Here is a 23703-nt window from a genome sequence, read left to right on the forward strand (position 1 = left end):
CGTTACAATATTGCAACGCTTATGTAAAAAATCTTATTTGCCAGCCTCTAATAATTTTGCCTGAAAATCTGAAATTTTGGTAAATGCAAACATATTTCCTGTCAAATACAGGTCATTACCCTTAATTTTCATCTTATCAGCATCATTCAAATTAAGTGTTGAATGGTCTTTTCCTATTTGCACTTTTAACTCACCTCCTTTATATAAGGAAAGCGTACTGTTTTGCTGGTTTAATTTATAGATTCCTTTCTTCTGAACCAAAACAAACAAATCACCATTAGAATCAACAGCAATACTAGAATAAATATCTGTTGTAGTAGAAATTAACGTAGAAACTTTCCATCCTGCATCCAAAAGTTCAACTTTTCTAATGTTATTTTGTTTCCCTTCAATAGCTAAGCCGTCTACAACATATAATACATTATTTTTAGCAGCCATCAAATAAATATCTGAAAATCCTGCCTCAGTATTAAATCCATCTTTTACTTCTTTTAAGCCGGAGCCAGCAACTGGAATAGCCGCATTAATTCCTGGAGCTATTTTTCTAATTGCCATATTCCCATAATCAAAAATAAAATAAGTGTCATCATCATTTTTTGCAATTGCTCCAATTGATGCGGCATTGATATCTGGTTTTACGGTGTAAAAAGATTTTACTTCAGAAAAATTATTCTCAAAACGAAACAATTCATCACTATGCGCATTATCAAAAGTAAACATCAATACCTGCCCTGCACTATTATACGACAACCTATTATTGAAGAAAATAGACTTGTCAAGATTTAGCAAAGAGCTTTTTTTGCCATCTAAATCTATTTTATTAAAAACCATTAAATTTTGAGACGCACTATTTAATTGTCCTGTATAATAAACCGTATTGTCTGTATTTACAACGAAATCTTCAATTACACCTGTATCTACTCTATAATCTACCTTTACTTCACCCTTAATTGCCTCAGGAGCACTCTCAGAATCGCTGCTGCACGAATAAAATAAAGTTATGACAAAACTTAGCGCTAAAATTTGTTGTTTCATTTGTTTTTTTTTTAATGATTTTTAATTCTTTAAATAATGATTATGTGGTATTTTTTTCTGTTCTTATTTTAATCAAAATCCAGAAAAAGAAAGCAAAAATACTGTTTTGACAATTAGAAAATTAACAGGAAAAATAAAAGAGTAAGACTTTTATTAACAATTAAACCGATCTTAGAAATAATTCGCAAATCGTAAGATAATAGTTTACTTTTGCAAAAAATTTTATTCTTGTGAATTACTTATCTGTAGAAAATATATCGAAGTCATTTGGCGAAAGAGTCCTTTTTGACAACATTTCTTTTGGAATCAATAAAGACCAAAAAATCGCTTTTATTGCTAAAAATGGTTCTGGAAAAACAACCATTATGAGCATTATCAATGGTTTGGATGAACCAGACACAGGACAAGTTGTTTTGCGAAAGGGAATTAGAATGGCATTTTTATCGCAGGATAATAATCTGCAGGATGAGCTTACGATTGAAGAAAGCATTTTTGCTTCAGATAATGAAACTTTAAAAATTATCGAAGCTTACGAAAAAGCACTTGAAAACCCAAACGACGAAGAAGCTTACCAAAAAGCTTTTGACGGAATGGATCAGCATAATGCTTGGGATTTTGAAACACAATACAAGCAGATTTTATTCAAACTAAAACTAGAAGATTTTAAACTTAAGGTAAAAAATCTTTCAGGAGGGCAAAAAAAACGTCTTTCATTGGCTATCATATTAATCAATCGTCCTGATTTATTGATTTTGGATGAACCAACCAACCATTTGGATCTTGAAATGATCGAATGGCTTGAAAGTTATTTTGCCAAAGAAAATATTACCTTATTTATGGTTACGCACGACCGTTTCTTTTTGGAGCGCGTATGTAACGAAATCATCGAATTGGATAATGGAAAACTATACCAATACAAAGGAAATTATTCTTATTATTTAGAGAAAAAAGAAGAACGAATTACCTCTGAAAATGCGAGTGTTGACAAAGCCAAAAACTTATTCGTAAAAGAATTAGAATGGATGCGCCGTCAGCCAAAAGCGAGAACGACTAAATCAAAATCGCGTCAGGATGACTTTTACGTAATTAAAGAAAAAGCACAAAGCCGCCGCCAGGAAAACAAAGTCGAGCTTGAAATCAATATGGAACGTATGGGAAGCAAAATTATAGAGCTTCACAAAATTTCTAAAAAATTTAAGGATCACGTTATTTTGGATGATTTTAGTTTTGATTTCCAACGTGGAGCACGTATCGGAATCATTGGTAAAAACGGAACCGGTAAATCCACTTTCTTAAATCTTCTTACAGGGACACTTCCGCTTGATAGCGGCCGTGTTGTAAAAGGTGATACGATTAAAATTGGTTATTACACACAAAGCGGAATCAACCCAAAACCAAATCAGCGTGTAATTGACATTATTAAAGAATACGGAGAATATATTCCGCTTGCAAAAGGAAAAATCATTTCGGCTTCTCAATTGCTGGAGCGTTTTCTTTTTGATGCGAAAAAACAATACGATTATGTTGAGAAATTAAGCGGTGGAGAGTTAAAACGTCTGTATTTATGTACGGTTTTAATTCAGAATCCTAACTTTTTAATTCTTGATGAGCCAACAAACGATTTGGATATCGTAACGCTTAACGTTTTAGAAAGCTTTCTTTTAGATTATCCAGGATGTCTATTGGTGGTTTCGCACGACCGTTACTTTATGGACAAAATTGTGGATCATTTATTTGTGTTTAGAGGAAATGGAGAAATCGAGAATTTTCCAGGAAACTATTCTGATTTCCGTGCTTATGAAGACAGCGCCGACGTTGCTCAAAAAGAAGAAAACAAAGCTGAAAAGAAAGATTGGAAACAAAATAATCCAACTGGAAATCTAAGTTTTAACGAGCAAAAGGAATATCAAAAACTGGAAAGAGAAATTAAAGATTTAGAAATTGAAAAAACTAAAATCGAACAATTATTCTCTGACGGAAAAGTTGCCGATGCTGATATTGAGAAGAAAGCAAACGAATTGCAAAACATCATAAATAAAATCGACTCAAAAGAAGAACGCTGGTTTGAACTTTCTGCAAAGATTGAGGGATAGTATTTTTCTTTCAGGTTTCAGGTTTCAGGTTTCGAGTTTTAAACTGAGATAAAAAAAACAATTTTATTATATTAGAATTTTAAATACCACATGAAAAAATTATTAGCTGCATTATTTAGTTTAACGTTATTTGTTTCTTGCTCAAATTCTGAGAAAGACGCACAAACTGATTACAAAGAGCAAAACGAACAAGAGATTAAAGATTATATTACTAAAAATAATCTAACTGCTCAGCGAACAGATTCTGGTTTATATTATATTATTAATGAACCTGGAACTGGTAAACAGCCTACCGCAACATCGTCTGTTACTGTTGCATATACCGGATCTTTTACCAGCGGAAAAACATTCGATCAAAGTAGTAGTGCAGGAATTACTTTTCCTTTAAACGAAGTAATTCAAGGATGGACAGAGGGAATTCCTTTATTCAAAGAAGGTGGGAGCGGCGTACTATTAATCCCGTCACATTTGGGTTATGGAAGCACGAGCAGACCTGGTATACCAGGTGGTTCTGTACTTATATTTGATGTGAAATTGATCAAAGTAAATTAATTATTTGTTTCTAAAATGCTGTTTCAAATAGAATCTTATCTTAAATTTCTCTGGAAATCTAAAAACGAACATGCCGTTCATTCGCCCTTCGTTTTTAATCTATTGACGAAATGTTTTTATGATAGGAAGCCAAAACCAGAATATGCAATTCTTAAAAAGTACAGAAAAACACTTTTAGAGAACAAAAACTTCATTGAAGTAACTGATTTTGGAGCAGGTTCAAAAGTCTTTAAATCAAATAAAAGACAAATTTGTAAAATTGCGCAGACAGCAGGAATTTCACCCAAACGTGCCGAATTACTGTTCCGAGTAACAAACTATTTTCAACCAAAAAATATTTTAGAAATAGGAACATCATTAGGCTTGGCGACTTCTGCCCTTGCTCTTGGAAACACAAATGCAAAAGTTGTTACTTTAGAAGGTTGCCCGCAAACGGCAAATCAATGTCAATTACAGTTACAAAAATTCAATTTCAATAATGTAGATTCGGTTATAACTGAATTCCAGAGCTATCTGGAGGACATCAAACTGAGATTAAAAACTGAGACTGAAGAATTTGATTTAATATATTTCGACGGCAATCATTCTAAAAAAGCAACTTTAGCTTATTTTGAGCTTTTACTGCAAACTATCAATAACGATTCGGTTTGGATTTTTGATGATATTCATTGGTCAGAAGAAATGGAAGAAGCTTGGGAAATTATAAAAAAGCATCCCAAAGTAAAAGTTACAATCGATACTTTTCAATGGGGATTCGTGTTTTTTAGGAGAGAGCAGGAAAAAGAACATTTTATAATAAGAGCATAAAAAAATGGCAATCATTTCTGATTGCCATTTTTTTACTAATTCAAAATAATTTTATTTTTTTGCTTCTTTGTTTTCTTCAGATTTTGCACCCATTCTGTTAACAGTATACATTGGTGCAAATTTCACTTTCAAACCTGCAATCTTTCTATTATCTTCAGATGAAAGTCCTTCTTTTTCAACAGTGTTCTTTCTACTGTCTAATGCTTCATACAATAATTTAATTTCGTCCCAGTCTTCTCTAGAATAACTGTCTTTATTATTTTCTACTGTATGAACAAATTGTTGGTAAACACTATGAATATTTTGAGCGTTAACCCAGCTAAAACTCATATCGTCTCCAATTTTTCCTTCACCAAACAAAGCATTTCGCAACTGTTGTTTAGGACTCGCAGCTGGCGGGGCAATAAGGGTGGTCATTTCGTTTTTAAAATCCTCATATTTCGCTTTACTCGTATTTATTTTTTCAGTTTGAGCAGCATTATCTTTAATGTCAGCAAGTGCTAAACTAGCTTCAGCAGCTCTTCTGTCATATTCTGCTTCAACAGCATTCCAATTTTCTTTTAAATCTTCGGCTTTAACATTTTTAACCGAATCTACGTAGGTTACATAAGAATCAATTGTTCGCTGTGCCTTTTCTTGTTTTTCATCTTTACACGACGTAAAACTTAACGCCAATAATGCAATTACTGCAGTTATTTTAATATTTTTCATAATCTTGATTGTTATAATTAATAATATCAAATTTACTTAAAACATCATACCTTAAATTACATTATTACCACTTTTTTAATATTTAAAACATATTAATACTATAAAAATTAAAAAATAATGAAAATTATACAAAACACAGTAAAAACCATATAACATCTTTCAAAATTTCACGTGCTGAAATTAACATTTGATTATAAAAGAGGTCTTTGTAACAAAAACCAAATACCAGCTACTAATCAATTTATTCAAAAGTGTTTTGTACTTTTAAATCCAAAATTATAAAAACGAATGGCTGAACCATTAATTAAAATAACTGACATCAAACGAAATTTTGTTTTAGGTAACGAAATTGTTTATGTATTAAAAGGAATAGATTTAGAAATAAAAAAAGGCGAATATGTTGCTTTAATGGGACCTTCTGGATCTGGAAAATCTACATTAATGAATTTATTAGGCTGTTTAGACACGCCAACGTCTGGACATTATGTTTTAAACGGAAAGGATGTCAGCCAAATGAGAGATGATGAACTAGCCGAAATTAGAAATAAAGAAATTGGTTTCGTTTTTCAAACTTTTAATTTACTGCCAAGAACAACTGCACTTGATAACGTTGCGCTTCCAATGATTTACGCCGGTTACGGAAAATCTGACCGAATTGCAAGAGCAACTGAAGTTCTCAAACAAGTAAACCTTGCCGACAGAATGGATCACCAGCCCAATCAGCTTTCTGGAGGACAACGCCAGCGTGTTGCTGTTGCCCGAGCTTTAGTCAATAAGCCTTCAATCATTCTAGCCGATGAGCCGACAGGAAACTTAGACAGTAAAACTTCTGTAGAGATTATGAAACTTTTTGGAGATATTCATGCACAAGGAAATACTGTAATTCTAGTAACTCACGAAGAAGATATCGCTGCTTACGCACATCGTGTAATTCGTTTACGCGATGGATTAATTGAAAGTGATGTAACTAAATAGTTTTAGTCCTAAATACTATAATAATGACATTAAAAAGCAAAAAACTTTTACCTATATTTTTATTTATGCTTAACTGTGTCAACGCACAAACAAGTGCACCCTTAAAAGGAAAGGTTATTGTTGATGACGGATATACAGTGGGTATAATTAAGTACGACAAAACAATTGATTATTATGTTGAAGATTCCTTAAACAATCCTGTTTCTATCAAAAAAATTGAGGCATCAGTTATGTTTAAATTTTCTGACAATACGAACAAATTTCTAAAAGGCTCAAAAAATAAAAAGAAAAATGTTTTTTCATCTGAAATACCAACAGAAGACAAAAAAATAGAAAATATTGCCATACTTATTAAGATTAACGACAAAAAATACGTAGCCGCTTTTCGCTATCCAAAAAGCTAAAATTTTTAAAATCTTAGCATCTTAGAATCTCAGAACCTTAGCACCTCAAAAAAAATGAAAGTATACACCAAAACTGGCGACAAAGGAACAACGGCTCTTTTTGGAGGAACTCGTGTACCAAAAGATCATATTAGAATTGACAGCTACGGAACTGTAGACGAGTTGAACTCCTATATAGGATTAATTCGCGATCAGGAAATCGATTCTCAGTATAAAACTATTTTGATAGAAATTCAGGATCGTCTTTTTACTGTTGGTGCCATTTTGGCAACACCACAAGAAAAAGAGGTTTTAAAAAACGGTGAACTTCGTTTGAAAAATCTTGGTATAATTGATTCAGATATTGAATTATTAGAAAACGAGATCGATAAAATGGACGAAAGCCTTCCTCCAATGACCCATTTTGTTTTACCAGGAGGGAATCCAACAGTGTCACATTGTCATATTGCGCGCTGTATTTGCCGTCGAGCGGAGCGTTTAGCGGTACATTTAAGTCATAACGAACCCGTTCCAGAAATAGCAATTCAGTACTTAAACCGACTTTCTGACTACCTTTTTGTCTTGGCACGGAAGTTGTCGTTTGACTTAAAAGCGGAGGAAGTGAAATGGATTCCGAGAAAATAAATTTTCTTAAAATCCCAATTTTTGAAAATCCCAAATTCCAAAGAAAAAATTAAAAATTCTGCGAATTTAAATAATATAGAAATCTCCAAATAGTGGCAATTTCAGGTTCTTTTTTTGGAATTTGGAATTTAATTTTTGGAATTTCGAGAAGACGTTCTTAAATTTTATTAAAATAAATCAAAATTTACTTGTCTTTTTCAGTAAAAAATTTATTTTTGCACAAACTAAACAGATAACAGATGTATTGGACATTAGAATTAGCATCTTATTTAAGTGATGCGCCATGGCCTGCTAACAAAGATGAACTTATAGACTACGCAATTAGAGCTGGTGCTCCATTAGAAGTAGTTGAGAACCTTCAATCAATCGAAGATGAAGGCGAGATATATGAATCAATGGAAGAAATTTGGCCTGATTATCCAACAGACGAAGATTATCTTTGGAATGAGGATGAATATTAAAAAATAAACCAAAGGAAAAAGTCTCATCACAGAGGCTTTTTTTTTGGTTCAAATACATATAATAATAAAGAAATACAATAAATCATGAGTTTCATAAACAGTATTATTAAAGTCTTTGTAGGTGATAAATCACAGAAAGATGTCAAAGCTTTACAACCTTACTTAAACAAAATTAAAACATTCGAAACTACTTTAATGAGTCTTTCAAACGACGAATTAAGAGGGAGAACTGTATATTTTAAAGATAGAATCAAAGAAGCTAGAGCTGATAAAGATGCTAAAATTGCTGCGCTTAAAGCGGAAGTAGAAAACATCGAAGACATTGACAAAAGAGAAGATCTTTATGATGCTATTGATTCTCTTGAAAAAGAGGCTTATGAAATTTCAGAAAAAACTTTACTGGAAATTCTTCCAGAAGCATTTTCTGTTGTTAAAGAAACAGCTCGTCGTTTTAAAGACAATTCTCATATCGAAGTGAGCGCAACTCCTAGAGACCGCGAATTTTCAGCTACAAAACCTTATATTACTATTGATGGTGACAAAGCGGTTTGGGCTAACAAATGGAATGCTGCCGGAAAAGACATTACTTGGGACATGATTCACTATGATGTTCAGTTAATTGGTGGTATGGTTTTGCACGAAGGTAAAGTTGCCGAAATGCAAACGGGTGAAGGGAAAACTTTGGTTGCTACACTACCTCTTTACTTAAATGCTTTGACAGGAAACGGTGTTCACTTAGTAACTGTAAATGACTACTTGGCAAAACGTGATAGTACATGGAAAGCACCCTTATTCGAATTTCACGGTTTAACTGTTGATTGTATCGATAATCACCAGCCAAGTACAGAACAAAGAAAAAAAGCATACGACGCAGATATCACTTACGGAACCAACAACGAATTTGGTTTTGACTACTTAAGAGATAACATGGCGCACTCGCCTAGCGACTTAGTACAGAGAAAACACAATTATGCAATTGTCGATGAGGTCGATTCTGTATTAATTGATGATGCTAGAACACCGCTTATTATTTCAGGACCAGTTCCACAGGGAGATCGTCATGAATTTAATGAATTGAAACCAAAAATCGAAAACTTAGTTGCACAACAACGTCAGTTAGCAAATGGTTTCTTGGCAGAAGCTAAAAAATTAATTAAAGAAGGAAATACTAAAGAAGGTGGTTTCTTATTATTAAGAGCTTACAGAAGTTTACCTAAAAATAAAGCATTAATTAAATTTTTAAGTGAGGAAGGAATTAAACAATTACTTCAAAAAACTGAAAATCAATATATGCAGGATAACAATCGCGACATGCATAAAGTTGACGAAGCTTTGTATTTTGTGATTGAAGAAAAAAACAATCAGGTTGAATTAACAGATAATGGTATCAAATACCTTTCTGGAGATACTGATGCCGATTTCTTCGTTTTACCAGACATCGGAACAGAAATTGCTGCTATCGAAAAGCAAAAACTGGATAAAGATTCTGAAGCTGAAGCTAAAGAAAGATTATTCCAAGATTTTGGTGTAAAAAGCGAGCGTATCCATACTCTTACACAACTTTTAAAAGCTTACGCTTTATTTGAAAAAGATGTAGAATATGTGATCATGGACAACAAAATTATGATTGTCGATGAGCAGACAGGCCGTATCATGGATGGTCGTCGTTATTCTGACGGTTTACACCAAGCGATCGAAGCAAAAGAAAATGTAAAAATTGAAGCTGCGACACAAACTTTTGCTACTGTAACATTACAGAATTATTTCAGAATGTACAGCAAATTAGGTGGTATGACAGGTACAGCGGTTACAGAAGCTGGCGAGTTATGGCAGATTTATAAATTGGATGTTGTTGAAATTCCAACCAACAGAGGAATTGCAAGAATTGACAAAGAAGATTATATCTACAAAACAACACGTGAAAAATTCAACGCTGTTATTGAAGACGTTACCGAATTATCAAACGCTGGAAGACCAGTATTGATTGGAACAACTTCTGTAGAGATTTCAGAATTATTAAGCCGAATGTTGAAAATGAGAGGCGTTACACACAACGTCTTGAATGCTAAAATGCACAAACAAGAAGCACAAATTGTAGAAGAAGCTGGTAAGGCCGGAGTTGTAACTATTGCTACAAACATGGCTGGTCGTGGTACCGATATTAAATTATCTCCAGAAGTAAAAGCTGCCGGAGGTTTAGCAATCGTTGGTACAGAGCGCCATGATTCTCGTCGTGTTGACAGACAGTTACGTGGTCGTGCAGGACGTCAGGGAGATCCAGGAAGTTCTCAATTCTATGTTTCTCTTGAGGACAACTTAATGCGTTTATTTGGTTCCGAAAGAGTTGCAAAAGTAATGGACAGAATGGGATTAAAAGAAGGTGAAGTAATTCAGCACTCTATGATGACTAAATCTATCGAACGCGCTCAGAAAAAAGTAGAAGAAAACAACTTTGGTGTTCGTAAACGTTTATTAGAATATGATGATGTTATGAACTCACAGCGTGAAGTAGTTTACAAACGTCGCCGCCACGCTTTGTTTGGTGAGCGTTTGAAACTAGATATCGCTAATATGCTTTATGATACTTGCGAATTAATTGTAAGCAATAATAAAGTAACAAATGATTTCAAAGCATTTGATTTTGATTTAATTCGTTATTTCGGAATTACATCTCCACTTTCAGAAGCAGATTTCTTAAAATTATCTGATATTGAAATCACAGGAAAAGTATACAAAGAAGCATTGGCATTCTATACTGAAAAAACAGAAAGAAGCGCTAGAGAAGCTTTCCCAATTATTAAAGGAGTTTACGAGGAGCCAAATAACCACTTTGAAAGAATTGTCGTTCCGTTTACAGATGGAATCAAAACTTTAAATGTTGTTACGGACTTGAAAAAAGCTTATGATAGTGAAGGTTCTCAATTAATTGCTGATTTTGAAAAGAACATTACGCTTTCTATCGTTGATGAAGCTTGGAAAAAACACTTACGCAAAATGGACGAATTGAAACAATCTGTTCAATTAGCTGTTCACGAGCAAAAAGATCCATTGCTTATTTACAAATTAGAAGCTTTCAACTTGTTTAGAGGAATGTTAGACAACGTTAACAAAGAAGTTATTTCATTCTTATTTAAAGGTGATTTACCTGCTCAAAACGTTCCTGAAATCCACGAAGCAAGAGAAGTTCGTCCAAAAGAAAATTTACAATTAAGCAAAGACGAAATTCCAAACAGCGAAAGCATCAACCGTGAAGCTGGAGAAACGCAGCAGCGTCAAGTTACAGAAACTATCGTGAGAGATATGCCAAAAATCAATCGTAATGATACTGTAACTGTTCAAGAAGTTGCAACTGGTAATACAGAAATAATGAAATTCAAAAAAGCAGAAACTTTAATCGCTTCTGGCGAATGGGTTCTTGTTAAATAGTTTTCAGTATTCAGTGACAGTTTTCAGGCTGATAGGAATTAAATATAAAACCCCGACAATTTTAAAAATTGTCGGGGTTCTTTTTTTAGCTTAGTTAGAGATTATTTATCTTTTCCAACTGTGACTCATACTTGAGACTGAGACTGACTGAGACCGAAAACTGAAAAATGAAAACTGAGACTGAATACTGAACTATCTAGGATTCTCTTCGTAATATCGTGCTTCAATTCTCTTTATATCTTTAATTGAATTTTTAGCCCAAGCCAGACGTTTTTCTAGAATTTCCTCTTCTGATAAATGCCAGTCGATATCTGAATTTTGCAATCTGTTTGTTAAATTCTGAATGATGATGGCAGCAGAAACTGAGATATTTAAACTCTCTGTAAAACCAACCATTGGAATTTTAAGAAATCCATCGGCTTTTTGAAGAATTTCTTCCGACAATCCATCTCTCTCAGTTCCAAAAAATAAGGCACTTGGTTTTGTAATATCAAAGTCTTCCAATAAGCAATCATTTTCATGAGGTGTAGTAGCGATGATTTGATAACCTTTTTCTTTTAAAGTCGAAATACAAGTAGTTACCGAATCGAACTGATTAATGTCCACCCACTTTTGAGCCCCCATCGCAATTTCTTTGTCAATTTTTTTTCCGTAACGTTGTTCGATTACATTCAATTCCTGAATTCCAAAAACCTCACAACTTCTCATAACAGCACTTGTATTGTGCATCTGAAAAACATCTTCTACTGCAATTGTAAAATGCTTGGTACGATTTCCTAGTACTTTTAGGAATTTTTCTTTTCGGTTGTCTGTTAATATATTTTCTAAAAATGCGAGGTAATCTAAATCAATCATTTTAATTCTGTTTGTTGCAAAAATACATTTAAAAAGAAATATTCAGATTTCTTTACTTTTATTTTTTACTAAAAATCCCATCTAAAACATCATGGAAAATGGTTTCTCCAAATGTTCTATTTTTATTTTGATCTGGAAAAATAGGTTCAGGTTCTTTATTACTCATTTCTCTCTTCAGTAATAACTGTGTATTTACAAAAGAGTAATATTTTTGTGCTTCTATTGTAGTTGATGCAAATCCAGGTTTCGGATTATAAATTGAAAATGGAGCTGGAGAATTGTAATACTTTTGAAATTGGAGCGTCAATGGTAATTCATTTGAGAATGAAAACGCAGTTAAAGATTCACCTTCTATAAATAAATTTTTACTTTTAGAAATTGTTTGCGCAAAAAAAGAAATACTCGCTAAAAAAGATCCTATTAAAAATAACTTTTTCATTTGATAAAAATAAAACATAAAAGTAAGAAAAAACTATTTTTACAATAAAAATCAAAGTTGTATTTTGTTTTACAAAAATGCACAGAAAATAATTGGAAACATGAAAAAGAAACTTGTAGTCTTAACTGGAGCCGGAATCAGTGCAGAAAGCGGTATCAAAACATTTCGTGACAGCGACGGTTTGTGGGAAGGACATGATGTAATGGAAGTTGCAACACCTGAAGGCTGGCATAAAAATCAAGAATTAGTTTTGGATTTTTATAATAAACGCCGTCAGCAGTTAAAAGAAGTGAATCCGAATCTTGGGCATATTATTCTGGCTGAACTCGAAAAAGATTTTGATGTTCATGTTATCACTCAAAATGTGGACGATTTACACGAACGTGCCGGAAGTACAAAAGTTCTGCATTTGCATGGAGAATTATTAAAAGTTCGAAGTGTTCAAAATAAAAATCTAATTTTAGATTGGACAGAAGATTTATTTACCGGAGATTTTGATGTGAACGGAAATCAATTACGTCCTCACATTGTTTGGTTTGGCGAAGAAGTTCCAGCGTTAGAAGAAGCCATTGATATTACTGAAACAGCCGATTATTTTGCCGTAATCGGAACTTCCCTGCAGGTTTATCCAGCTGCAGGTTTAATTTCTTATGTTCCAAGTACAACTCCTGTTTTTTATATTGATCCAAAACCTATTGCAATTCCCAATCTTAGAAATAAGGTTGAAACTATTGCCAAATTTGCTTCGGAAGGAGTTGCCGATTTAAGAGAAAAATTAAAATCAATTTAGAGTATAATCATTAAACACAAATTTCAAGAATTATCACGAACCTTCTGCTAATCTATAAAGGCAAAAAAATTAGTGCTAATTCGTGAAATTTGTGTTTTGTCTTCTTTTTAATGTATTCAATTGGATTTAGGATTACTTAAATCCGTAAATTCTGTTTATATTTGCACCTTTCGAAAAACAACATAACAATGACTACTCTAAACGAACTGAATGCTATATCACCAATTGACGGAAGATATAGAAATAAAACCCAAAATTTAGCCCCTTTTTTCTCTGAAGAAGCTTTAATAAAATACCGTGTTTTGGTTGAAGTGGAATATTTTATTTCTTTATGCGAAATTCCATTACCACAATTACAAGGTATTGATTCTGGTTTATTTGAAAGTTTAAGAAATATCTACAAAAACTTTTCGACAGAAGATGCACTTTGGATTAAAGAAACAGAAAAAGTAACTAACCACGACGTAAAAGCAGTGGAGTACTTTATAAAAGATGCTTTTGAAAAATTAGGTTTATCTCAGTACAAAGAATTCATTCATTTCGGATTAACATCTCAAGATATTAATAATACTGCTATTCCGCTTTCTACTAAAGAAGCGTTTGAGCAAGTTTATATGCCGACTTTAATCGCCGTAATTTCTAAATTAAAAGAATTGAGCGTTGAATGGAAAGACATTCCGATGCTGGCACGTACACACGGACAGCCTGCCTCTCCTACTCGTTTGGGTAAAGAACTTTTGGTTTTTGTAGAGCGTTTAGAAGAGCAGATGCGTTTGTTATTCAATGTTCCGTTTGCTGCTAAATTTGGCGGCGCTACAGGAAACTTCAATGCACATCATGTAGCATATCCGCAAATTGACTGGAAACAATTTGGAAATAAATTTGTTGAAACTAATCTTGGTTTACAGCATTCTTTTCCAACAACTCAAATTGAGCATTACGATCATTTTGCTGCTTTCTTTGATGCTTTAAAAAGAATTAACACTATTATTATAGATCTAGACCGTGACATTTGGACGTATGTTTCGATGGATTATTTCAAACAAAAAATCAAAGCGGGAGAAATTGGTTCTTCTGCAATGCCGCACAAAGTAAATCCAATTGACTTTGAAAACTCTGAAGGAAATTTAGGAATTGCAAATGCTATTTTTGAACATTTGTCAGCAAAATTACCAATTTCAAGATTACAGCGCGATTTAACTGACAGTACTGTTTTACGTAATGTTGGTGTTCCGTTTGGACATACTATTATTGCTTTTGAAGCCACTTTAAAAGGTTTAAACAAATTACTTTTAAATGAAAGTAAATTTGCCGAAGATTTAGAAAGAAACTGGGCAGTTGTTGCTGAGGCTATTCAGACAATTTTACGCCGCGAAGCTTATCCAAATCCTTATGAAGCCTTAAAAGGACTTACTAGAACAAACGAAGCTATTGACAAAAATGCAATTCATAATTTTATTGCAACTTTAGAAGTTTCTGATGCTGTTAGAGCAGAATTAATGCAAATAACTCCTAGTAACTACACAGGAATTTAAAGAAAACACCTAATATTTTACCAAAAAAAGCTATCTTTATCGAGATAGCTTTTTTTATTTAAATCGAGAGTTAGCCCAGATTAAAATGAAAAGCCTTTTGAGAAAAAAGCCATATTTTTTTGCAGGTACAGAGCGACCAACGGAAGCTCCTGAAACTGCTTAAAAAATAGGCGTTTTTGAACAAAAGCTTGTAATGTAAAGCTGGATCAGCTCCTAAAAAAAATACCACTTATTATATGATTGCCTTAAATGCCGCGGCCGAAAGTACACATCACCTACAACCTTTAATTAGTGATTTGGGATTAATCCTTATGACTGCTGGAATTGCCGTTTTATTATTTAAAAAAATGAAACAGCCTCTGGTTCTAGGATACCTAATTGCAGGATTCTTAGCTGGAAACCATTTTGATTTTTTCCCATCTATAACCGACATGAAAAGTGTTGAAGTATGGGCCGAAATCGGGGTAATCTTTTTGCTTTTTAGTTTGGGACTCGAATTCAGTTTTAAAAAACTAATGAAAGTTGGAGGAACCTCATCGATCACCGCCATAACCCAGATTTTGTTTATGACACTGATTGGGTATTGTGTCGGCCAATGGATGGGCTGGGGAAAAATGGACAGCATCTTTTTGGGTGCCACTCTTTCCATTTCTTCCACTACTATTATAATTAGAGCTTTTGACGAACTTGGGGTCAAAGGGAAAAAGTTCGTTGGAATTGTATTCGGAGCTTTAATCGTTGAAGATATTGTAGCTATTTTAATGCTTGTGCTATTATCGACAATTGCGGTCAGCGATCAGGTTTCTGGGGGTGAATTGCTTCAATCTGTTTTAAAATTGGTTTTCTTTTTAATTATATGGTTTTTAGGCGGTATTTTTATAATTCCGACAATATTTAAAAAAGCCAAACATCTTATGACAGATGAGATGCTTTTGATTATTTCATTAGCATTATGTTTAATGATGGTAATTTTTGCTGCAAATGTTGGTTTTTCACCAGCTTTAGGAGCTTTTATTATGGGTTCAATTATCGCTGAAACTACAATGGCTGAAAAAATCGAACATTTGATTCAGCCGGTAAAAGACTTATTTGGTGCTGTTTTCTTTGTATCGGTAGGAATGTTGATCAATCCGGGAACTTTAGTGACTTATGCACTTCCTGTTGCATTGATTACGCTTTTAACTATTTTCGGAAAAGCATTTAGTTCTTCTATTGGAGCCTTAATTTCTGGTCAGCCTCTTAAACAATCTGTTCAAACGGGAATGAGTCTGGCGCAAATTGGAGAGTTTTCCTTTATTATTGCGACTCTTGGAATGACTTTAAAAGTAACCAGCGATTTCTTGTATCCAATTATTGTGGCAGTATCTGCAGTAACAACTTTTACAACTCCATTCTTAATCAAATATTCTGAAACATTTGCTCAATTTTTAGAATCAAAAATGCCTAAAAAATGGGTTAAAAATATTAACCGCTACAGTGTAAATGCACAAGCCATTAAGTCTGTCAGTACTTGGCAGGTGGTACTGCGTTCTTCAGTCACTCAAATTATTCTTCACACCATTATTATTGCAGCTATTATTTTACTGTCGTCCCGATTTGTAGCGCCATTAGTAGCCGATACACGTTTCGGAAATACTTTAGCTGCTTTATTAACACTAGTAATAATTGCGCCATTTTTATGGGCGCTTTCGCTTCGTCGTGTTAAAGTGGAAGAAGTAGAAATACTTTGGGAAGAGCGCAAATATCGCGGTGCACTTTTAATGCTGATTTTAATTCGAATGAGCCTTGGATTATTCTTTGTTGGATTTCTATTGAATATTTTCTTCTCGCCTTTAGTAGCATTTGTGGCGCTGATTATTGCGATTGCCGCCTATCAAATTTTCCCTAAAAAACTGAACGAACAATACCATAGAATCGAAAATCACTTTTTGAAAAATCTTAATGATCGTGAAAACAAAAAAATCGACAGAAGATATGCTAATCTAATGCCGTGGGATGGTCACATGTCATTTTTTGAAATAAAAAAAGAGTCTAATTTAGTTGGTAAGACATTACAAGAATTAAAGATTCGGGAAGAATTAGGAATTAATATTGCCTATATCAAAAGAGGCGAAGTTACGATACCAATTCCAACCAAAATTGAACGTTTATTTCCTGGAGATGAAATCTGCGTAATTGGTACCGATGCTCAGATTGTTGAATTCACTAAATTTTTAACTCAAAATGAAACTGAAGCTCCTGGAAAAGTAGAAGAAACCAATATTGTACTACGTCAGCTTGAAGTTTCTCAGGAAGAATTTATTCAGAAAAGTATCGGACAATTTAGAGCGAAAACCGACGGAATGGTTGTTGGAATAGAAAGAAACGGAAATCGTATCCTAAATCCAGAATCTAGTTTAATCTTAGAGAAAAACGATATTCTTTGGGTCGTGGGCGACAAAAAAAGAATGACTGCTTTATTGGCGGTTAAGTAAGTTTTTTTTTTGAGGTTCAAAGGGACAGAGGTTCAAAGATGCAAAGGTTTTTCTGCGAGCATATCATTTTCTTATATAAAAAGCACTACAATTTTCAAAATGAAAATTGTAGTGCTTTTTATTTTATGAGCCTTTGAACCTCTGCCCCTTTGAGCCTTTGAACCTAAAAAAAACTTACTTATTTGGCTGTGGTGTCAAACGTAAATAAGGTTTAATTGGCGTATGTCCTTTTGGGAATTTCGCTGGAATGTCGCTGTCTGGAATTGCAGGTGCAATTACAACATCTTCACCGTCTTTCCAGTTTGCGGGCGTTGCAACGCTGTAATTTGCAGTCAATTGCAAACTGTCAATAACACGAAGTAATTCGTCAAAATTTCTTCCTGTCGAAGCTGGATAAGTTAAAGTCAATTTGATTTTTTTATCTGGTCCGATCACAAAAACAGAACGAACTGTAAATTTGTCGCTCGCATTTGGATGAAGCATATCGTATAAATTCGCAACTTCTTTATTTTCATCTGCAATAATTGGAAAAGTAACTTCTGTATTTTGAGTTTCGTTAATATCTTTAATCCACTCTTTGTGTGAGTCTAAACCATCTACACTCAAAGCAATAACTTTCGTATTCCTTTTGGTAAATTCAGGAACATAGTTCGCTACAGTTCCCAATTCAGTAGTACAAACAGGAGTAAAATCTGCTGGATGCGAAAATAACACGCCCCATGAATCTCCCAACCATTCATGAAAATCAATTGGTCCCTGCGTGGTTTCTGCGTGGAAATCTGGAGCTATATCGCCTAATCTTAATGTTGACATAATTTCATTTTTTTAGTTCCTTTAAAATTAAATAAAAAATGCATTTAGAAAACATTCAAAACGTAAAAAAAAGTTAAAATTCTACTTTCTCGATATAATTACTATTTTAAACTAAATAAAACTTAGAATAAAGTACCAGAAGGCAAGGGTTACAAAAGAAATTGGAATTCCGTAACCAATCATCATACTGCTTAATTTTGGCTTTAATCCGTAAGTCGAAGCTAAAATTGCTCCAGTAATCATGGGTGCCATGGCAGTTTCCATTAAAGTAATTTTGATCACTTCGGAACGTTGATTGAAAATAAAAACATAAAGAACAAAAATTACGAAAGGAACTAAAATCAGTTTAAAGAAAAGTCCCAATCTTAAGAATTTCCAATGCTGGCTTTTTCGATCAAAACTTAACTGCAATCCGACTGAAAGTAAAGCCAAAGGTGTGACCAAACTTCCAATTGCTAATAATATAGATTGAAAATTTTCATTTAAATCAACTTGAAAAATATTCATCAAACAAGCCAAAACAAACATTATAAAAGGCGGAAACAAGATTATCTTTTTTAAAATCCCTAAAGCATTTGGACTTCCTTTCGAATAAAAAGCCGCAGTAAAAACACCAAGTGTAGAAACCACTACAAAAGTCCCCGGCTGATCTACCAAAACAGCGGTTTCTAATCCTTTCTTCCCAAATAAAGCTTCAATAATAGGATAACCGAGAAAAGAACTATTACTCAAACCCGCTGTTAAAATCAGACAGCCAATTAATTTATTGGACCAGCCGTTTCTTCTTCCCAAAAAATGAAAAAATATAAAAGCAAATATGTAGGTAATCCAGCCCGCACCTATTGGAAAAAGCAAATCACTGCTCCACTTTATTTTCGGAATGTGATATAAAGTAATCGCAGGAAGGCAAAAATAAATAACAATTTTATTTAGTGTCTTATAAATGTGTACAGGAAATTGTTTTACCTGCTGTAAAATTAAACCGATTGAAAGAAAGAGAAATATTAAAAGGAAGTTGTTCATTAATTGGTTGTTAGTAATTAGATAACTAGTCCTTAGCAATTAGTTGTAGTACTTATTTTTAAGATCAAATTGTTAGGCTGAATTAAAGCTCACATTTTTTTTACTAAACATTTCATACAATAATAGTTATTACTAATTACTATGCAAAAGTAATAATTACAAAGCATTAAAACTCAAGACTAATTACTAAGGACTAGTTACTAATCACTAAGGAATAAAAAAAAAGTTAAATTAGTATTTTGTGTTACAAAAAGATGTAAATTTGTAACATATTTTATTACAGTATGATTTCAGGTAAATTTGCCATAACTATTCACATTCTTACTTTACTCAATAAATTTCCAAACGATTATTTGTCTTCGGAGTTTATTGCGGGAAGTATTAATTTAAATCCGGTTTTGGTTCGAAAAGAAATTGCCAATTTAAAAGCACATCATATTGTAGAAAGTAAAGAAGGGAAAAATGGAGGAACAAAATTGGCCGTAAATGCTTCTAACTTGACTTTAAAAGAAATATTTGAAATGACTTTTGAAACTATTGGTCTGGGCTTCGCTAAAAATCAACCAAATCCTGATTGTCCCGTTGGGAAGAAAATCAATCAGAATCTGGAAGCTTTATACAGCGAAATGAATCAGAAAGTCAACGCGCAGCTTGAAAACATTTCTTTAGAAGATTTTTCGAATCAGTTTTAAAAACTATTTTTTTGCCTAAAACTGTAACATTTTTTATTACTAAATAAATTTATATATTATGAAAATCGCAATTATTGGAGCTACAGGATTTGTTGGCTCAGCAATCTTAAACGAATTAGCAGACAGAAAACATGAAATTACTGCAATCGCAAGAACTCCAAAAGATACTGCAAATGCAACTTGGGTCGCTGCAGACATTTTTAATGTTGACGCTTTAGCAGAACTTTTAAAAGGACACGATACTATTATCAACGCTTACAATCCAGGATGGACAAACCCAAACATTTACGATGACTTTTTAGCAGGTTCAAAAGCTATTCAGGAAGCAGTTAAAAAATCGGGTGTAAAACGTTTTATCACTATCGGAGGAGCTGGAAGTTTATTTGTTGCGCCAGATTTACAAGCTGTTGATACGCCAGATTTCCCAAAAGAAATTTATCCAGGAGCAAATGCTGCAAGACATTATTTAAACATCATCAAAGAAGAAAAAGATCTAGACTGGGCATTTTTTAGCCCTGCGTTCGAAATGCACGCTGGAATTAAAACAGGAAGAACTGGAAATTACCGTTTAGGTTTAGAAAATCCTGTTTTCAATGATGAGCAAAGAAGTATTTTATCTGTAGAAGATTTAGCGGTTGTAATTGCTGATGAAACTGAAAATCCAAAACACCACCAAGTAAGATTTACTGCTGGTTACTAAAAAGATGCTAAGGTTCTGAGATTCTAAGCTGCTAAGTTTTTTTCTTGCCACGATTTTTCGCGCACTATTTTTTAAACAAAATGATCTGTCATCCTGAGCGAAGTCGAAGGACACGCAAAGTAATTCTGCAATACTTCTCAGACCCGACAGGTTTCGAAAACCTGTCGGGTCTCTTTGTAGTAAACAATTCTTGTCGAGTTGCTTGCGTGTCTTTCGACTTCGCTCAAGATGACAAAAAATGTAACAAATTAGTGTAAATACATATAATTCGTGGCAAACTAACTTTTTGAAACTCTTTTTGTTTTCTGTACTTTTACATTTCTAAAAAATGCGTTTTGTCAAATCTCAATAAACAAGCTGGAAGCTTAAGTGAAAAAGCTGGAATTTCACCTCCTGAAATCACCAATGTTTCGGCTATTAATCAAATTAAGTACAAACGCAGACAACAGCCTTCGTCAGAAGAATTAATTAATGGTATTTTAGAAGGAAATAGAACTTCTTTAAGCCGTGCCATAACTTTAATCGAAAGCACCAATTCAGATCATTATGAAAAAGCGGGCGAAGTAGTTCAGGGCTGTTTGTCTCATGCAAATAAGTCAATTCGTATAGGAATTACAGGCGTTCCCGGTGTTGGAAAAAGCACTTTTATTGAAGCTTTTGGAAAACAACTCACAGCATTAGGCAAAAAAGTTGCAGTTCTAGCAGTTGATCCCAGCAGTTCACTTACGCATGGAAGCATTCTAGGCGACAAAACCCGAATGGAAGAACTGGTTAAAGATGAAAATGCTTTTATAAGACCCAGCGCTTCTGGAGAAACTTTGGGCGGTGTGGCACGCAAAACTCGAGAAACTATTATTCTTTGTGAAGCAGCAGGATTTGACACTATAATTATTGAAACTGTTGGTGTTGGCCAAAGCGAAACTGCGGTACACAGTATGGTCGATTTCTTTTTACTTTTAAAAATATCAGGCGCCGGAGATGAACTTCAAGGTATTAAACGCGGTATTATGGAAATGGCAGACGCAATTGTCATTAATAAAGCGGATGGTGATAATATCAAAAAAGCCTATCAGGCGAAAGTAGAATTTAATCGCGCTTTGCATTTATTCCCTCCAAAAAAATCAAACTGGCAGCCAAAAGTTACGATTTGCAGTTCTTTAACAAAAGAAGGTATTTCTGAAGTATGGAATACAATTTCTGACTACTTTGAAATGACTCAAGAAACTGGAGTCTTTCAAGAAAAAAGGAAAGAACAAAATCATTTCTGGATGATGGAAGCCATTAATGAGCAGTTAAAACAAAACTTTTACAATCAGCCAGAAATCATTTCACTTTTAGAAGAAAATAAAAAAGCAGTGCAAAATGATGAAATTTCACCTTTTGCCGCTGCTTCTGAATTATTAAAATTGTATTTTAATAAAGGTGCAAAGTAGCAAAGGTTCAAAGGAACAAAGTTTTTTCTCTGTTTCTTTGAACCTTTGTTCCTTTGTAACTCTGAGCCTTTGAACCTTTATTTAGCTCTAAGCTTATACTTACTCTCCTTATACAAATTCCCCGCTGTAATTACATGTGCCAAAGCATCTTTTGCTAATTCTTCATTTAATTTTACAGGAATTAAAGTCGTATCATTTTTAACTTCAAATTGCAAAGGTTTTAAATTTGGCTGCATAATCACAACCTGATTTTCAACTCTAAATGCATTGATGTCGTTAAACTGCATAATCGATCTCCCTTGCACTTTTGGATCTAATTTATTTAGATTTCTACCCACCATTGGTGTTTCAAACGGAATTCCTAAATAGCTTAATAATGTTGGCGGAATATCAATCTGACTTGCCAATCTATCGTAAACGGCTCCTCGTGAAACTCCTGGTCCTATTATAAATGCCGGAATATGGAATTTGTTTATGGGTACTAAATTCTTTCCGTATGTTCTGGTATTATGATCTGCTATTACGATAAAAATAGTATTCTTGAAGTAATCCTCTTTTTTAGCCAATTCGAAGAATTTTCCAATAGAGAAATCGGCATATTTCATTGCGTTGTTTACAGTCGCTGCTTTTTTATCATAAGGTTTAATTCTTCCCGCTGGATATTCAAATGGTTCATGATTTGAAGTTGAGAACATCAAGGAGAAAAATGGCTTATTGCCTTTTGATTTAAAATATTGGTTGGCTTTGGTTACTAAATCTTCATCAGAATATCCCCAAGTTCCTTTAAAAGCATATTTATTTCCATCAGACTCAAAATCGGATTGATCGATAATATCACTAAAGCCGTTTCCGTTAAAGAACGAAGCCATATTATCAAAATTGGCCATACCGCCATAAATAAAACTTGTATCGTAACCTTTGTGTTTTAAAGCGTCAGCAAGTGTAAAAAATCCTTGTTGCGAGTTTCCTAATCGAACCACACTTTCTGAGGGTGAAGGTAAAAAACCAGTTACAACTGCTTCAATGCCACGAACGCTTCTGGTTCCTGTACAATACAAATTGGTGAATAATGTTCCTTCTTTAGATAATTTATCAAACTCTGGCGTTAATGGTTTCCCGCCAAGAATCCCCACGTATTCTGCACCTAAACTTTCTTGTAAAAAAATCACCAAATTATAAGGTTTTTTCAAAACAGAGTCTGGCTGCTGTACATGCAGAAACGGAATTTCAGCATCTGTAAAGTCATTTTGGCCTGCGATCATATATTTTTTTACGCGTGCAATCGCTTCGGCTTCATCCATTTTACCGTACATTTTGGTGTTTCCTTCATTTTTTATAGAATATGCCGCAAAAGCAACTGTATAAAATGAATTTAACCCCAATGTATTAGTCAACTGATCTGTTGAGAAAACAGCATTACTAGCATTTATAGGACGTTTTGAAGTTAGACTCGAACGAGCGCCAAAAAACAATAGAAAAGCAAGTAATGGAAACACCATCAACTTGAACTTATAATCAGTATTTGTGGTGTAAAAATATTTCTGCCCTTTTTTGAATGCAAAATAAAGCACAACTGCTAAAATCAGAAAAGTAATGATTATAGAAGTCAGGTAACTTTTCAAAAGCATTCCAACAACTTCTTTTGGATAAATAAGATAATCCAAGAAAATCTTATTGGGCCTTGTATCGTATTGTTTTATAAAATCCGGCGAAGCCAATTCTACAAAAAGAATAAAAAACAGGAATAAAAAACTATAGATTACTAGAAATTTATTGGTGAATTTTATCCTTTTATTGGGTAAAAATGTAATCAACAAAGCTGGAAGAAAAGATAAATAACAAAGTAATATCAAATCCATTC

General features: G+C 33.6%; 21 protein-coding genes. 14 read left to right on the forward strand and 7 right to left on the reverse strand.

What is annotated here, in order from left to right; all coding sequences use genetic code 11:
* Positions 1-33: 33 nt before the first annotated feature.
* A complete protein-coding gene (locus tag BSF42_RS04840) occupies positions 34-1035 on the reverse strand; it encodes a hypothetical protein (RefSeq protein WP_095951978.1) in 1002 nt (333 codons plus the stop codon).
* A 230-nt stretch (positions 1036-1265) separates the two neighbouring features.
* Between BSF42_RS04840 and BSF42_RS04845 the strand changes: the two genes are divergently transcribed.
* From BSF42_RS04845 to BSF42_RS04855, 3 genes are all read left to right on the forward strand, one after another.
* A complete protein-coding gene (locus BSF42_RS04845) occupies positions 1266-3128 on the forward strand; it encodes an ABC-F family ATP-binding cassette domain-containing protein (protein ID WP_095951979.1) in 1863 nt (620 codons plus the stop codon).
* A gap of 90 nt (positions 3129-3218) precedes the next feature.
* The gene (locus BSF42_RS04850; protein WP_095951980.1) at positions 3219-3680 is read left to right on the forward strand and encodes an FKBP-type peptidyl-prolyl cis-trans isomerase; all 462 of its coding nucleotides are present in this window, start codon (positions 3219-3221) and stop codon (positions 3678-3680) included.
* A gap of 15 nt (positions 3681-3695) precedes the next feature.
* A complete protein-coding gene (locus tag BSF42_RS04855; protein ID WP_095951981.1) occupies positions 3696-4487 on the forward strand; it encodes an O-methyltransferase in 792 nt (263 codons plus the stop codon).
* Positions 4488-4538: 51 nt separating this feature from the next.
* On the opposite strand, the gene BSF42_RS04860 is transcribed toward BSF42_RS04855, so the two are convergent.
* Positions 4539-5198 (reverse strand): DUF6565 domain-containing protein, encoded by a 660-nt coding sequence (locus BSF42_RS04860; RefSeq protein ID WP_095951982.1) that lies wholly within the window; start codon positions 5196-5198, stop codon positions 4539-4541.
* A gap of 288 nt (positions 5199-5486) precedes the next feature.
* Between BSF42_RS04860 and BSF42_RS04865 the strand changes: the two genes are divergently transcribed.
* The 5 genes from BSF42_RS04865 (at position 5487) to secA (ending at position 11088) form a co-directional block, all read left to right on the forward strand.
* Complete coding sequence (locus BSF42_RS04865; RefSeq protein ID WP_095951983.1) at positions 5487-6173, forward strand: ABC transporter ATP-binding protein; 687 nt, start codon at positions 5487-5489, stop codon at positions 6171-6173.
* 23 nt (positions 6174-6196) lie between these two features.
* Positions 6197-6577 (forward strand): hypothetical protein, encoded by a 381-nt coding sequence (locus tag BSF42_RS04870; protein WP_095951984.1) that lies wholly within the window; start codon positions 6197-6199, stop codon positions 6575-6577.
* 54 nt (positions 6578-6631) lie between these two features.
* Positions 6632-7201, forward strand: coding sequence for a cob(I)yrinic acid a,c-diamide adenosyltransferase (locus BSF42_RS04875; RefSeq protein ID WP_095951985.1), 570 nt, complete (start codon positions 6632-6634; stop codon positions 7199-7201).
* Positions 7202-7440: 239 nt separating this feature from the next.
* Positions 7441-7662 carry a DUF2795 domain-containing protein gene (locus BSF42_RS04880; protein WP_007138072.1) on the forward strand — a complete coding sequence of 74 codons (222 nt, stop codon included), beginning with the start codon at positions 7441-7443 and terminating at the stop codon, positions 7660-7662.
* A gap of 84 nt (positions 7663-7746) precedes the next feature.
* Positions 7747-11088 carry a preprotein translocase subunit SecA gene (gene secA / locus BSF42_RS04885; protein ID WP_095951986.1) on the forward strand — a complete coding sequence of 1114 codons (3342 nt, stop codon included), beginning with the start codon at positions 7747-7749 and terminating at the stop codon, positions 11086-11088.
* Positions 11089-11280: 192 nt separating this feature from the next.
* On the opposite strand, the gene BSF42_RS04890 is transcribed toward secA, so the two are convergent.
* Both BSF42_RS04890 and BSF42_RS04895 read right to left on the reverse strand, forming a co-directional pair.
* On the reverse strand, positions 11281-11943 hold the full coding sequence (locus BSF42_RS04890; RefSeq protein WP_095951987.1) for an RNA methyltransferase: 663 nt from the start codon (positions 11941-11943) through the stop codon (positions 11281-11283).
* Positions 11944-12001: 58 nt separating this feature from the next.
* Positions 12002-12382: a hypothetical protein gene (locus BSF42_RS04895; protein WP_141248432.1), complete on the reverse strand. Its 381-nt coding sequence runs from the start codon at positions 12380-12382 to the stop codon at positions 12002-12004.
* 100 nt (positions 12383-12482) lie between these two features.
* Here BSF42_RS04895 and BSF42_RS04900 point away from each other — a divergent pair, with 100 nt between their 5' ends.
* The 3 genes from BSF42_RS04900 to BSF42_RS04910 all read left to right on the forward strand — a co-directional run bounded on the left by BSF42_RS04900 (position 12483) and on the right by BSF42_RS04910 (position 17181).
* Positions 12483-13172: an NAD-dependent deacylase gene (locus BSF42_RS04900; protein WP_095952073.1), complete on the forward strand. Its 690-nt coding sequence runs from the start codon at positions 12483-12485 to the stop codon at positions 13170-13172.
* A gap of 188 nt (positions 13173-13360) precedes the next feature.
* Positions 13361-14707 carry an adenylosuccinate lyase gene (gene purB, locus BSF42_RS04905; RefSeq protein WP_095951989.1) on the forward strand — a complete coding sequence of 449 codons (1347 nt, stop codon included), beginning with the start codon at positions 13361-13363 and terminating at the stop codon, positions 14705-14707.
* A 236-nt stretch (positions 14708-14943) separates the two neighbouring features.
* The gene (locus tag BSF42_RS04910; RefSeq protein WP_095951990.1) at positions 14944-17181 is read left to right on the forward strand and encodes a cation:proton antiporter; all 2238 of its coding nucleotides are present in this window, start codon (positions 14944-14946) and stop codon (positions 17179-17181) included.
* Between the two features lie 174 nt (positions 17182-17355).
* Here the strand turns inward: BSF42_RS04910 and BSF42_RS04915 are convergent, their stop codons facing one another.
* A complete protein-coding gene (locus BSF42_RS04915) occupies positions 17356-17994 on the reverse strand; it encodes a peroxiredoxin (RefSeq protein ID WP_095951991.1) in 639 nt (212 codons plus the stop codon).
* Positions 17995-18105: 111 nt separating this feature from the next.
* Positions 18106-19017 (reverse strand): AEC family transporter, encoded by a 912-nt coding sequence (locus BSF42_RS04920; protein ID WP_095951992.1) that lies wholly within the window; start codon positions 19015-19017, stop codon positions 18106-18108.
* 284 nt (positions 19018-19301) lie between these two features.
* Here BSF42_RS04920 and BSF42_RS04925 point away from each other — a divergent pair, with 284 nt between their 5' ends.
* The 3 genes from BSF42_RS04925 to meaB all read left to right on the forward strand — a co-directional run bounded on the left by BSF42_RS04925 (position 19302) and on the right by meaB (position 21842).
* Positions 19302-19709, forward strand: a complete 408-nt coding sequence (locus BSF42_RS04925; protein ID WP_095951993.1) for an Rrf2 family transcriptional regulator — start codon at positions 19302-19304, stop codon at positions 19707-19709.
* Between the two features lie 58 nt (positions 19710-19767).
* Entirely contained in the window at positions 19768-20409 is a 642-nt protein-coding gene (locus BSF42_RS04930) for an NAD(P)-dependent oxidoreductase (protein WP_095951994.1), read from the forward strand.
* 335 nt (positions 20410-20744) lie between these two features.
* On the forward strand, positions 20745-21842 hold the full coding sequence (gene meaB, locus BSF42_RS04935) for a methylmalonyl Co-A mutase-associated GTPase MeaB (protein WP_095951995.1): 1098 nt from the start codon (positions 20745-20747) through the stop codon (positions 21840-21842).
* A 77-nt stretch (positions 21843-21919) separates the two neighbouring features.
* Here meaB and BSF42_RS04940 read toward each other — a convergent pair whose 3' ends face one another.
* Positions 21920-23701 (reverse strand): LTA synthase family protein, encoded by a 1782-nt coding sequence (locus BSF42_RS04940; protein WP_253250983.1) that lies wholly within the window; start codon positions 23699-23701, stop codon positions 21920-21922.
* Positions 23702-23703 lie beyond the last annotated feature (2 nt).

This window comes from Flavobacterium sp. ACN6 (assembly GCF_002304005.1).
Taxonomy (GTDB): domain Bacteria; phylum Bacteroidota; class Bacteroidia; order Flavobacteriales; family Flavobacteriaceae; genus Flavobacterium.